Annotated in this window: 7 protein-coding genes and 1 pseudogene; 3 read left to right on the top strand and 5 right to left on the bottom strand. The window is 63.1% G+C overall.

From position 1 onward, the window contains the following. Window positions 1-5 precede the first annotated feature (5 nt). The 3 genes from C484_RS19670 to leuS all read right to left on the bottom strand — a co-directional run bounded on the left by C484_RS19670 (window position 6) and on the right by leuS (window position 6,078). On the bottom strand, window positions 6-2,192 hold the full coding sequence (locus C484_RS19670) for an ATP-binding protein (protein ID WP_049915752.1): 2,187 nt from the start codon (window positions 2,190-2,192) through the stop codon (window positions 6-8). Window positions 2,193-2,334: 142 nt separating this feature from the next. Then, complete coding sequence (locus tag C484_RS19665) at window positions 2,335-2,943, bottom strand: DUF420 domain-containing protein (protein ID WP_006827630.1); 609 nt, start codon at window positions 2,941-2,943, stop codon at window positions 2,335-2,337. Window positions 2,944-3,186: 243 nt separating this feature from the next. Further along, window positions 3,187-6,078: a leucine--tRNA ligase gene (gene leuS / locus C484_RS19660; RefSeq protein ID WP_049915798.1), complete on the bottom strand. Its 2,892-nt coding sequence runs from the start codon at window positions 6,076-6,078 to the stop codon at window positions 3,187-3,189. A gap of 168 nt (window positions 6,079-6,246) precedes the next feature. Here leuS and C484_RS19655 point away from each other — a divergent pair, with 168 nt between their 5' ends. From C484_RS19655 to C484_RS19645, 3 genes are all read left to right on the top strand, one after another. Next, window positions 6,247-7,041 (top strand): hypothetical protein, encoded by a 795-nt coding sequence (locus C484_RS19655; RefSeq protein WP_006827628.1) that lies wholly within the window; start codon window positions 6,247-6,249, stop codon window positions 7,039-7,041. A 221-nt stretch (window positions 7,042-7,262) separates the two neighbouring features. Then, window positions 7,263-8,528 carry a polysaccharide deacetylase family protein gene (locus tag C484_RS19650; protein WP_239641022.1) on the top strand — a complete coding sequence of 422 codons (1,266 nt, stop codon included), beginning with the start codon at window positions 7,263-7,265 and terminating at the stop codon, window positions 8,526-8,528. A 736-nt stretch (window positions 8,529-9,264) separates the two neighbouring features. Next, window positions 9,265-10,272: a carboxypeptidase regulatory-like domain-containing protein gene (locus C484_RS19645; protein WP_006827626.1), complete on the top strand. Its 1,008-nt coding sequence runs from the start codon at window positions 9,265-9,267 to the stop codon at window positions 10,270-10,272. A 557-nt stretch (window positions 10,273-10,829) separates the two neighbouring features. Here C484_RS19645 and C484_RS19635 read toward each other — a convergent pair. Continuing rightward, window positions 10,830-11,515, bottom strand: a pseudogene (locus tag C484_RS19635) (helix-turn-helix domain-containing protein). 298 nt (window positions 11,516-11,813) lie between these two features. Continuing rightward, window positions 11,814-13,622: a glutamine--fructose-6-phosphate transaminase (isomerizing) gene (gene glmS, locus C484_RS19630; protein WP_006827624.1), complete on the bottom strand. Its 1,809-nt coding sequence runs from the start codon at window positions 13,620-13,622 to the stop codon at window positions 11,814-11,816. Between the last annotated feature and the right edge of the window lie 35 nt (window positions 13,623-13,657).

Raw genomic sequence — 13,657 nt, 5'->3', positions numbered from 1 at the left:
GACGCTCAGTTTACCGACTTTGAGGCTGATTCTGACCCCGACGCCGACTCTTGCTTCGGCCCCAATCGCGTCGGCAACGTGAACGAAAACGTCGCCCCCTCTCCGGGCTCCGATTCGACCCAAATCTCGCCGCCGTGGCGCTCGATAATCCGCTTACAGAGCGCCAGCCCAAGCCCGCTACCCGTCTGCTCGTCGCTATCGTGACGGCGCTGAAACAACCCGAAGATCCGCTCTTGATCGGCAGGCTCGATCCCGGAACCGTTGTCGCGTACCGAGATAACCCACTCCTTGCCGGTATCGTGGGCCGAAATGTGGACTTGCGGCGGCTCGTCGTCGGCATACTCGATCGCGTTCGACAACAGGTTCTGAAACACCTGTCGTAACTGATTGCCGTCTCCCTCCACCCGCGGCAGTTCACCCGCCGCAATCTCGGCCTCGCTCTCCTCGATCTGCATCCGTAAATCCCGCCGCACGTCCGCAAGAACGTCTTCCAGATCGACCGGCTCGAACGGCTCCCCCTGCGTCTCGACCCGCGAAAACTGGAGCAACCCGTCGATCATCCCCTGCATCCGCTCTGCCCCGTCGACCGCGTACTCGATGAACTCGCGGCCGTCCTGATCTAACTCGTCCGCGTACCGATTTTCGATGAGCCGCAAGTAGCTCGTGATCATCCGCAACGGCTCTTGTAGATCGTGCGACGCAGCGTAGGCGAACTGTTCGAGTCGTTCATTCGACTCCTCGAGCCGACGCTGGTACTTCTTCCGATCCGTAATATCCCGGAAGTACACCGACGCACCGGTCTCCGACGGATAGATCGTCACCTCGAGCCAGAGATCGGCCGGCTCGTAGTAGTGTTCGTAACTCGTCTGTTCCTGCGACTCCATCGCCCGCTCGAAACTCTCCCGGACGACGTTCTCGCTCGCCGACTCCGGGAACTGCTCCCAGAGCTTTTCACCGAGGAGTTCATCCGCCGGGCGCTGCAGCAACTCCTCGGCCCGTTCGTTGACGTGCGTATACTGCAGGTCCTCGTCGAACGCACAGACCGCCTCGTCGACCCGGCCCAGGATCTCTTCGAGTCGACTCTCGAGTTCACGTCGCTCGGTGATGTCTCTGAACGCGTAGATGACGCCGTCGAACTCGCCGTCTACATCGAACAGCGGACTGCAGTGTATCAGCAGCCACACTCGCTCGTCGGAGGACCGTCTGATACCGACGATTTCGTCGTACACCGGTTCCTTCGTCTCTTTCACCCGCGAGAACGGGAGCTCATCGAACGACATCTGCTCGCCGTTCTCGTCGACGAGATCCCACCGCTCGTCGTTGTGCGTGTACGTCTCTAATTCCTCGATCGACCGGCCGAGAATCTCTTCCGCCCGATCGTTCGAGAAGACGTGTCGTCCCTCGGCATTGATGAGCGTGATCCCGATCGGCGAGGTTTCCAGCACGTTGTTTCTGCGCGTTTGTTCTTCCTTCCGGCGTCGCTCCGCCCGCGTCCGCTCGACCGTCAGCGCGAGCAAATTCGCGACGGCCTCGACGAACGCGATCTCTCCCTCGCTGAACTCGCGCGGCGTCGTCGAATACGTGCCGAGGACACCCCACGTACCGCGGCCGCCAGCCGTATCCCGAGACGATTCGTCGGTACCGGGAGCAGCGCCGCTGGCGGACACACCGCGTCCGTCCGCCTCGCGATCACGGCGGCCCGTATCGATCCTGACGCCGAGTCCACTCGCCGCCTCGTCTTCGACCGGCGGTCCGGCACGCACAAACCGGTCGTCAGTCGTGAACTCGTCGACGAGAATCGGCTCGGGCGAGACGAGTGTCACCCCGAGTTGCGTATCGGGATCGACCGGAATCGGTCCCATCTCGTTCAGGTCACCGGTCCGGCGCGCACCGGCACGAACGTGAAAGAACTCGTGTGCCGAATCGACTTCGAGAACGTAACACGAATCCGTTCCGAGCGTCGATCTGATTCGCTCTGCCGCCGTTCGAAAGAGTTCATCGAGCGTCTCGGTGAGGCTGCCATGGTCATCGGAGCCGGAGTCGGAATCGATACGCTCACCAGCCGCATCCATCCCAGCACGCACGGCACCACGTCGGACGTCGAGTGACCGATCACTGAGTTCGGCCAACACCTGCTGTTGGCGCAACTGCTGGGATCGTTCGGTGTCAGGGTCCCGGGACGGGGAATCCATGTCGACTCACCTACACTGCCAATCCCCGTAAACCCTGTCCTCAAATCTGACTGAAGCGGTGATTTTCACGCATCTGAACCGTTCTTTCCCGTTGAGACGGGTGGCTGTGTATCGATACGAAAGCGGGCCTCGGCCGGCCGACTCACACCGAAACCAGTGGCACGAGCATCGCGCTGAACTCGTAGGTGAAGACGTGATTGAGCAGTACGTACGTCACGACACCGAGGACGAGGCTCAAAATCCACGCGCCGGCGGCGATGCGGCCGACGCTGGCGTGGGCCGTCTGTTTCAACTCCGCCGGCGTGTGTGTCAGGCCGAGGATCAGCGCGTAGAGAACGACCGGGACGGAGACGATAGAGAGGATAATGTGAATCGCCAGCATGATCAGATACGAGTAGTAGGCCCAGCCCGGACCCTGGAAGAGCTTCGTGCCGCCGCCGCCGACCTTGATCAGGTAGACGACCAGAAACAGCATGATCAACGCGAACCCACTTATCATCGCCATCCGATGCTTTCCGGTTTCGCCGGCCCGAATCCAGTACCAGCCGGCGACGAGCAGTATCGTCGTCGCCGTGTTGATAACCGCGATCGCGTGGGTGAGGAGATTGACCTGTGCGTTCGTCAGTTCCGGGTACAGCGGCACGTCGAGGAGGAAGGTCCCGAGAACGAGCGTATAGCCCACGACCGTCAGAAAGACTGTCGCCCCGATCGGCCGCTCCCGAAGTCGCTGTTGTGCGTCCGCGGTTGCCATTGTTGACCGTTAGGAGAGATGCCGTATCTGTCTTGCTGTTAGGCCCCGCGTCCGAGAATCGTCCACAGGTCGTCGCGAATCGACGCGCGTATCCGTACGAACGCGCCGAAAATCGGGACCAGACAGCTCCTCTCCCCGCGTCACCGCCGCGTCCCGCCGATTCATACGGTCTGCTGTAACGATTTACCGGCGCGACCGCGCCCGTCCTGCGGTTGCGCCGGAAATGACTTACAGCAGTCCGTATCACTCGATTCGAATCGCCGGCTTCCCCGGTCGAGCCCGCCGTGCCAACTCGTCGGCGTCGAGTTCAGCGTCGCCACGACGCCCGGCCGGCCCACCGGCATCGGCCTGTCGAACCACGACGGACGCACCGAACTCGTCGGCAAGGAGCCAGGACGCACGGTCGAGAATCCCGCGTTCACGCCGGGCAGAAAGCGGCGACTGCCCGGGGCGGTCGCCTTCCGTCTGCACGAACTCGGCGACGGCCGCCCGGTCGACTGGCACGTTGAACTCGAGATCGTCGAGGACGGCGTCGATGTCGATCGCGTCGCCCTCGGTTTGATCGAGATGATCGAGATGGGCCAGAACGTCGTATTTCCAGGGCTGTGCGACGACCAGCTCGATCCGCTCCGGGTTGTCGATCGACGCGACATCGACGATGTCTCGAACGTCCGAGAGCGTCGTTTCGACGAGTCGCCGCTCGAGTTCATACTCGATCTCGGTCTCGGCCGTCGAGGCGTCGGTGCCGGCGGTTGCGGAGGTGGAATCGGTTGCGGAGGTGACGTTGGGAGCGGTATCGGAAGCGTCGGTAGCCGGAGATGAGAAATCGCCGGCAGTAGCCAACGAGGGCCAGTCGGTTTCGACGACCAGCCCCTCGCCGCGGAGGATGTTCCAGAGTTCTTCCCCGAGATGGGGAGCAAGCGGCGAGATGAGCGTGGCGATCGTCAGTAGCCCGCGCCGATAGGTGTCGCCGTGAACGCGATCGAACGACCGGTAGCGCCGAAGCAGTCCCGCGAGTTCACGAATTTCGGTGACCACCCGGTGGAATCGCAGCCGATCGAACTCGTCGGTAACGGCGACGATCGTGCGGTCGATCTCCCGGTCGAGGTAGTCGTCGTGGGGTGCGCGTTCGACTCGAGTCGTCCCCTCGTCGACGAACGCCGTCGCCATTCCGTACAGGGTCTGCTGGAGGTCGTAGGCACCGCGCACGTCGTTTGCAGTCCACTCGAAGTCCTGTTCTGGATGGGCGGCCGAGAGGACGAACAGCCGTGTCGTTTCCGCGCCGTACTCGTCGGGAGTGACGACGTTGCCGGACGAGGTGGACATCTTCTCACCCTCGTAGAGGACGGTCCCCTGGCTAACGAGCCGCTCGACCGGTTCGCGCCGATCGAGTAGCCCCAGATCCGAAAGCGCACGCGTCACGAAGCGGATGTACAGCAGGTGGAGGATCGCGTGTTCGTCGCCGCCGACGTAGATGTCGACCGGCAGCCACTCGTTCGCCCGCTCGGTATCGAAGGGCGCGTCCGCGAGGTCGGGCGAGAGAAAGCGCAGGAAGTACCACGAGGAGTCCACGAAGGTATCCATCGTGTCCGTCTCCCGCTCGGCCGGCCCGCCGCAGTCGGGACAGGTCGTCTCCGTCCACTCCGTGGCGGCGTCGAGCGGGTTGCCGGTCGTCTGGACGAACTCGGGAAGTTCGACCGGGAGTTCGTCGTCGGGAACGAGGACGTGGCCGCAGTCCTCGCAGTGGACGACCGGAATCGGCGTGCCCCAGTAGCGCTGGCGCGAGATCAGCCAGTCGCGCAGGCGGTAGGTCACGTCCGATTCGATCGCCTCGTGATCCGCGAGCAGTTCTTCTCGAACCGTTTCATCCGCAAGGCCGTCGTATTCGCTATCCGTCTCGGTCCCGAGGTCGAGCACGCCCTCGTCGGTGTAGGGGCCGTTCTCGGGCCCGGAGGTCACGTTATCCGCCGCGTCGGCCACGGGAACGACGACCGTCTCCACCGCCAGGTCGTGCTCGCGGGCGAACTCGTAGTCCTGTTCGTTGTGTCCCGGCACGCCCATCACTGCGCCGGTTCCCACATCACCCAGAACGTACTCGGCGACGTACACCGGCACCTCCTCGCCCGTCAGCGGATTCACTGCCGTCGCATCCGTTTCGATACCCGAACCGCTGTACTCGTCGCGGTCGGCGTGTCCGGTCGCGTCACGAGTTCGTGCGCGGTCGACGAACGCGGCGACCGCCGTGTCCGTCTCTGCGAGTGCAGTCGCCAGATCGTGCTCGGGCGAGACGGCGAGGAATGTCGCGCCGAAGGCGGTTTCGGGGCGGGTGCTGAATACGTCGACGGATTCGGCGGCGGTGCTCGGGGCGTTCGACAGGTCGAACGCGAGTCGCGCACCGTCCTGGCGGCCGATCCAGTTGCGCTGGATCTCCCGAACCCCCTCGGGCCAGCCGTCGAGTTCGTCGAGGCCGTCGGCGAGTTCGTCCGCGTAGTCGGTGATCGTGAAGAACCACTGGTCGAGTTCGCGCCGTTCAACGGGCGTTTCACAGCGCCAGCAGACGCGGGTTCCGTCGTGATGGTCGTCATCACCGTCGCCATCGGCATCACCGCCGCTGTCGGAAACGGCGACCTGCGCGTCGGCCAGTACCGTCTCGCAGTCCGGGCACCAGTTGACCGTCGCACCGGTGAACTCGACGAGGTCGGCCTCGTAGAACCGCTTGAACAGCCACTGATTCCAGCGGTAGTAGGCGGGCTCACAGGTCGTAACCTCCCGCGACCAGTCGTAGCCAAAGCCCATCGTCTCGAGTTCTTCTCGCATGCGGCGGATGCACGCGCGGGTCCAGGATTCGGGATCGCTCGCCCGCTCGTAGGCCGCGTTTTCGGCGGGCAGGCCAAAGGCATCCCACCCCATCGGATGGAGGACATCGTCGCCCTGTAGCCGGCGATAGCGAGCGTAGGCGTCGGTGATCGCGTAGTTCCGGACGTGGCCCATGTGCAGCGTCCCGGAGGTGTAGGGGAACATGCCGAGGACGTACGTCGGATCGACGGCGTCGTCCGAAAGGCGGGCGACCCCGTCGCGCTCCCAGACGTACTGCCAGAACTCCTGGACCTGCGCGTGATCGTACTTGTCTGTCATATAGCGGGACTCGTTATCACCACTCTGGGTGCCGTCCATATCATTGTTCGCCACCGGTCGGCACCGAACCTACGCGGCGCAAAGCACGGGTAACAAGCCCCGTAATCCAGAGCTACAGGTGTGGGCGACGCTTAACAAAGGCTCACCGTCACGTCTGGAGAGTCTCGAATGGTGAACTCGTCTGACCGGCCCGAATCCGACGATCAGCTTCCGACGACCCGGACGCTCATCGTGACGGTTGTGGTGGTGTTGTGTACGTTCTCGCTGCTCATCGCTGTCTTCGCGCCGAGTATGATGCCCGATCGTTCCAGTTCGATCGATTCGACGGAATCGCCGGATGAGACGGATGCAACGGACGGGACGGATGAGACTGGTGCAACGGACGACATGACAGAAACGAACGACTCGACTGCAAGCGAGGATCCCGACACGGCGACGTCCGTAGCCCCATCGAACGGCGAGTCCGTCGTCGACGGTTCCGCGACGACAGCAGACACCGAGGGAACGGTGACGGTCGAGACAACCGCGTCTTCGGAGACAAACACGGGAACTGAGGCGTCGACCACGACATCTCAGACGACCACCTCGACTGCGGTGGCGACAACGGCGGCCGAAACGACCGCAGAATCGACGGCCGACCCGGAGACAGCATCAGAGCCCGCCACCGACGAACGCCAGCCACCCGAACTGCCGGCCGACGTTTCGACCGAGTTCAGCGAGGACGATTTCGATGCGGCCGACGTGCGTTCCGAACTCGAGTCACGGTGGCGCGACGGGGAGGGGGACGCTGAGGGCGACGAGGATGACGGGGGCGACGAGGGCGATGATGAGTGGGACCCACTGGACGGAACTGAACTCCCGGTCGAACCTGAGTCGGGGACGCCCGACCGGCCCGTCGACGCGGGATGGTCGGAGTCGGGTGGGGGCGAGCCACCGGAGACTGCAGGCCCACCGATACCGTGACCTCACGGGGCAGCGCTGGTCCCCACACGGCGTTTATCACCCGATTAAGGGTCAGTCATCGTTCCCGATGGATCGGGCAGTCCGACAGAGAGACGGCAGCAGGTTCGGATTGCTGTCGGCGCTGGAATTGTTTCCCCCAACGGAATTAACACCTTCATTAGAAAGTCCCTTGCAGGAGTTGTGCCGGCACAGACATGACTCGTGGACTGTCTCGGCGACAATTGGTCACAGCACTAGGCGTGACATCGACAGCGACGGTCGCAGGCTGTCTCGACGCCCTTTCCGACGATAGTGACGGCAATGGAGACGGCAACGGAAACGGCGACGGCTCTGGCAACGGAAACGGCGACGGGAACGGGAACGGGAACGGAGGCGGCTGGCCCGCGATCGATGACGGCGAGGTCATCTCCGACTTCGAGACAGCAGACGACTGGACCGCCGTTACCGGCGAACTCGAAACCGTGTCGGACGCCCCGACCGGCTCCCAGGGCCTCGCAGTGGAAGGCGACGGCGACCGGGCTGCGATGCGCATCGACTTCCCGCGGGGTATCGACCTCGACGGCTGGGACACCTCGCTCGCGGTCAAAACCGATTCCGTCACCAAGATTCACTTCGAGTTCATGGCACCCGAACGCGGGAGTCACCTGACCAGCATCCGTGACATCCCGGCGGACTTCGAGGGGTGGACGCGACTCGACTTCGGGTACATTCAGAAACACGGCGAACCCGATCTCGCGAACGTCCGGCGGCTGAACATCGTCGCCGTTGGGCCCGAGGACGGCACCCGAATCGTGGTCGACGACCTCCGCAAGACCGAGGCCGTCGACAACGGGAAAGCGGTCCTCGCGTTCTACGACGGCCGCGATTCGCACTACGAACTCGCAGCCGACAGGCTCGAAGAACGCGGCTGGTCCGCTGCAGTACCGGTCGATTCCGATCGAATCGGCGGCCAGGGCCGGATGGGACTCGGCGAACTCGACGAACTCACCGAACAGGGCTGGGATATCTGCTCGTATCCGTCCGTCAGCACCCCGCTACCCGAGATGCCCGAGGACCGCCAACAGGAGGTCATCGAAGGCAACCGGGATGAACTCGCTGAACTCGGTTACGAGGACGGCTCGCGGCACTTCTTCGCGCCCAACGACCGAATGGCCGCAGCAACGCAGACGGTCCTCCGCGACAGCCACGAATCGGCGTTCCTGTTCGGGGCCTCTCCCGCTGGCGCGCCGCCGACCAACCCGCACATGACGCCGCTGATCTGGGGACCGGACCTCCGCGGCGGCGTTCGGCGTGCGATCAACCTGTGCGACCAGTTCCAGCAACTCACGGTGCTTCGCATTCCCCGTATCGTCGACACGTCGAACGGCGGGGAGGCCGGCTCGAACAGCATGCCGCTCGAGGATTTCGAAGAATTGCTCGATCACCTCGAAACCCGCGGTCTCGACGTGGTCACACCCTCGGACCTGGTTGATGGGAATTTAGAATAACGGGGATACCGACGAGCACCAGGAAGATAGCAACGGAGAACTCCTTCGCGAAGGCGACGATAAGCCGCTCGACCGAAGGAACCGATGCGATGGCGTTCAAATCGTTCTCAACTCAATCGGAGTAACCGCCGCTGACAGGTGGCCAGTCCCGACGGCGAGTACAGCGGGCACAGCCGGGAATCGATCACCGCTATCACGCTATCGACGCTATCGATGACGAAGTCCCGTATCAATCGGTCGCATGCGGTCGTCTACTGCAGGAGCAGTCTGGCTCACTGCCGAGACCGGTGGCAACTGGACAAGCGGGATTCCGGAGTTACGGAGATACCGAAAGAAAACCAGTGCGATTCCCACAACAGTACGACTCCGGATGCTGTACCGCCCGGAGGCCTGGACGACAGGACCGCTAGTACCGATCGGCCTCGTTCAGGTCAATAGAACGACCTTAGCAACTGTATAGTGAACCGCCGAAAGCGAGAACTGTTCTGGTAATGCAACGCCGCCAGAGTCAACCGTTGCTGCTCAGTTCGCTGTCAGGGGCCTCGCCCCGGCCGCAGACGGGGCTTGACCGGAGCAAGCCCGACAGGAGCGGTGAGACTGCACTGCAGTCTCCAGTCGAGAACACGAGTTGGACCGCCCACGAGAGTGAATTTGAACCTGAACGCGATGGTCCGTGCGTGACGACCCGAACGGAGCTTGGGCCGTCTCCCGACCACCAAACCGACTACTGACAGACATGTCCCGCAATACCCGCCAACAGACTGCAGACGCGCGATCGATCCAGACGGGTGTACAGATCCTGCTAACGGCTGCTGGCGTCGTGTTGCTCGTCGCTGGGCTGGCGCTTGCAGCGAGTGGCGCATCGATTAACGAGACGCTCGGTTCGATCGGTGACGACGACGACAGCCCTGACGACCAGGACGCTGGATCAAACGCCGATGATACCGACAACGGCAACGCGACTGACGACGGTGCCAATGGCGGTGACGACACCGATGATGGGAATGGCGGTGACGATAGCGGCGACGGCGGTGGCGACGATGGCAACGACACTGGCAACGGCAACGACGACGGAAACGGTGCCAACGGCGGTGACGACAATGGAGACGGAGACGGAGCCGGAGACGGAAATAACGGCGATAACAATAACGGCGGCAACGGCAACGACGACAACGACGGTGACTCCGGAACCAGCACCCAGACGCTCACCACCACCGTCGAAGACGACAACGGGAACGCCATCTCAGGTGCCACCCTCGAACTCACTGGCGATAGCGGAACGACCGACGTAACGACCGACAACAACGGCCAGGCAGAGTTCACCGTGAACGACGGCGAGTACACGCTCACCGCCTCCGCGGACGGCTACGAGGAGAGCGAAACTGACGTTGAGGTCGATGGAAGCGACGAAAGCGCTACGCTAACCCTCGAAAGCGAGGACGATGACGACAACGGGAGCGACAACGACAGCGACGACGACAGCAACACCAACACGCTTACCACCACCGTCGAGGACAGCTCCAACGGCAGCGCGATCGAAGGCGCAACCGTCGAACTCTACAGCGGCTACCAGTTCTTCGGCCCCGACGCAGACGCCACGACCGACGACGACGGGAGCGCTGAACTCGATGCCGAATCCGACGAGTACACCGTCGTCGTCTCCGCAGACGGCTACGAGGAAACCGAGTTCGAAGTCAATCTCGACGAAGACCAGGATGTCTCGATCGAACTCGACTCGAACTAACGATCTCGTTCGGTCGCTCGTTTTCAGAGGTGAGGCCGACCGACGATTTGATTCCGTTCCCAGTCGGTTAACTGTCAGAACGGGCGCACTTCGACTGTGATACGGGCGGGCGCATCGACGGATCGCCTTGCAGTGCTGTCCGTTGTCGAGTCGCGTCTCCCGTTGTGCCGCGCGCAGCGCTTGTGCTCTGTCCCTCGACGTTGGAATCTGTCCCGTCGGCGTCACGCTTTCACGCGACCGTCACAGGCGGCGCTGATCGCCTGAAGACGACCAACCCGGATCGGATCGCTTGCGACCGCATCGATCGCTGTCGAGAATCTTCGACCACAGGAGATGCGATACGCAGCAGTATTCTCTTTCTTATCCTTTCTCTCTCTCGCCAAACCCTTCGTCGGTCCGGAAAACCGGTCTACGGACGTACTGTTGTTCGTCTGCACGACCAGTCTCGTCAGCCGGCGGCACTATCTGTATCGGTAGACTCCGGATTCGGGACCGACCGACAGGCATCTCGAAATCGGCGGCCAGTTGTCCGATCACCAGAGCCAGAAACTCGAAAGTCACTCCGGTAACGGTGGCCACGTCGAGCCGACGGTCGTCTCGATAAGCCGGGTCTGTGCACGCCGAAGGCGCTCGGAGAGCGACGACGCCGTAATCCCGAGTTCAGCGGCGATATCGTCGAGCGATGCCGACTGCGGGATTTCGTAGTGGCCCATCTCGTACGCCGTTCGAAGCGCCTCCCGCTGGGGATCGGTCAGTCCGTCTCCAGGCGCTTCGGGCTCACCGTCTCGGGTAAGCCGTCTGAGAGTGAACCCGGCGTTTTGCTGCCAAAATTCGCTGAACTCGGCGAACGCGTTTCGATCGGCAAACCAGCCCGTCTGTATCCATCCGGTTGGCGTGACGCGGATGCGCTCGATGATGGCGTCGGTGGTGGCCAGTGCACGGAGTCCCGAGAGGTCCACCACGTGGTCGCCGAGCCGCGCCTCGAGTCCAACGGCCGGGAGTACCTGATATCGAGAGGTGTTCCCTGCCCGCCCGATCAGTGGTGTTCGGCGACGAACGACGACGTGTCGAAGGCGTCTTTGATGGCATCGGCAGGGTCGCGTGTTACGTGAACGATGAACGGCGGCCGGTTCCCGTGATTGAACTGAATGTCGACCTCCATCGTCGCCGCTGGCACGGCTGTTGCAACCTCGACGAGCGGCAGCGCCTCGCAGGTGATTTCGAATTCGGCAACGAGTCCCATGTGAGACCGAGTGGTGCCGCCGACCTTCTGTATGGTGGTGTCGATCCCGTCAGTGATCGGTCGAAGCACTGACGGGTACCGAGTTGACGGAACGCATCGCTTGGTGGCTTGCGCTGTGGACTCTGCCGTGTTCGTGTCTGTGCGTACTGCCCGCTCGGACCCGGTGGAACGGGGAGACAACGACAAGGCCAGTCCTGAAGTCAAGCATAGTCACTCAGTTACTCGGGGGCCAGAACCAGGAGAACAGCACCGACTCGGGTCACACGATATCGACTATCGATACAAAATCGCAGCGGCGTTACTCGACGGTGACACTCTTTGCGAGGTTCCGTGGCTTGTCGATCGGTCGGCCGAGCATGTCCGCAGCGTGATAGGAGACGAGCTGGAGTTGGACGTTCGCGAGCAGCCCCGCCCAGACGGGGTGGGTGTCCGGAACCGACAGGGTCGCATCGGCGACGTCGACGAGCGCGTGATCGTCCGGCCCGACCGCGACGATCGGCGCACCGCGGGACTGGGCTTCGATCGCGTTCGTCTTCGTCTTCTCGTCACCGTCTCCCGTCACGACGGCGAAGATCGGCGACGCCTCGGTGACGAGCGCGAGCGGCCCGTGCTTGAGCTGTCCCGACGCGAAGCCCTCCGCGTGCTCGTAGGTGATCTCCTTGAACTTCAGCGCCCCCTCGAGCGCGACGGAGCGGCTCAGCCCGTTCCCGATGAAGAAGTACGACTCGCTGTCGAGCAGGTCGTCCGCGAGTTCAGCCGCCTCGGTGAACTCGAGCATCTGATCGACGTAGTCGGGGAGGTGTTCGAGTTCGGCGAGCATCTCCTCGCGATCCGCGGCGGGGGTCGCCTCGGGAACGTCGGCCGCGATGCGCTGGGTGAGCAGCGCGAGAGTGACGGCCTGTGAGGAGTAGGTCTTCGTTGCGGCGACACCGACCTCGGGGCCGGCGCGGATGTAGACGGCGTCGTCGGCCTCGCGAGCGGCGGTCGAACCGACGACATTGGTGACGGCGAGCGACCGTGCGCCGCGGTCGGTTGCGGTGCGGACCGCGTCTAGCGTGTCCGCGGTCTCGCCGCTCTGGGTGACCGCGACGACGAGGGTGTTCTCGTCGACAGGGCCGGCCGTCGAGTCGTACTCGCTCGCGCGGACGACTTCAGTCCGGAGACCGGCCTCTCGGAGGAGCTGTGCGCCGTACATCGCGGCGTGATAGGAGGTCCCACAGGCGACCAGTTGGACTGTTTCGATTTCTGCAAACGAGCCCGCAGGGAGGGCTTCGAACGCCACGTCACCGTTCTCGACCCGACCCTCGATCGTGTTCGAGAGCGCGGTTGGCTGGTTGTGGATCTCCTTTAGCATGTAGTGGTCGTACTCGCCCTTCCCTGCGTCCTCCGGGTCCCAGTCGACGGTGTCGACTGATCGTTCGACCTGTTGTCCGTCGAGATCGGTAATGCGGTAGGAGTCGGGGTCGAGCGTGACCATATCGCCGTCTTCGAGGTAGATGACCTCGTCCGTGTGATCGAGGAACGCCGGAACGTCGCTCGCGAGGAACCACTCGTCGTTGTCGAGTCCGAGGACGAGTGGCGATCCTTTTCGAGCCGCGTAGACGCGCTCTTCGCCGTCGACGATTGCGGCGATGGCGTAACTGCCTTCGAGCGTCTCGACAGCACGACGTACTGCGACTTCCGTATCCTCGGCCGAATCCCGGTACTCGTCGATGAGGTGCGGGATGACCTCCGTGTCCGTGTCGCTCTCGAACTCGTGACCTTTCGCCTGGAGATCGGTCTTGAGCTCGTCGTAGTTGTCGATGACGCCGTTGTGCACGACCGCGACGTCGCCGACGGTGTCGGTGTGGGGATGGGCGTTCTCGTCGGTCGGCGGGCCGTGCGTACTCCAACGGGTATGCCCGATTCCCATGTTTCCGTGGGGCTGGCCGTCGAGTTGCGACTTGAGTTCGGATACCTCTCCAGAACACTTGTGCACCTTGACGCCGGAGCCGTTCTGGACGGCGATCCCTGCGGAGTCGTATCCGCGGTACTCCAGGTTTTCGAGACCCGTAAGTAGCGTTTCCGCGGCCTCACCGTGTCCAATCCGCGCGATAATGCCACACATCAGCCGCTCACCTCCGTTCGATCGCTCGGGACGTT

The sequence above is a fragment of the Natrialba taiwanensis DSM 12281 genome, assembly GCF_000337595.1.
Lineage (GTDB): Archaea > Halobacteriota > Halobacteria > Halobacteriales > Natrialbaceae > Natrialba > Natrialba taiwanensis.
Note: the sequence above shows the minus strand (reverse complement) of the source record. Positions and strands in the feature narration are given on the sequence as shown.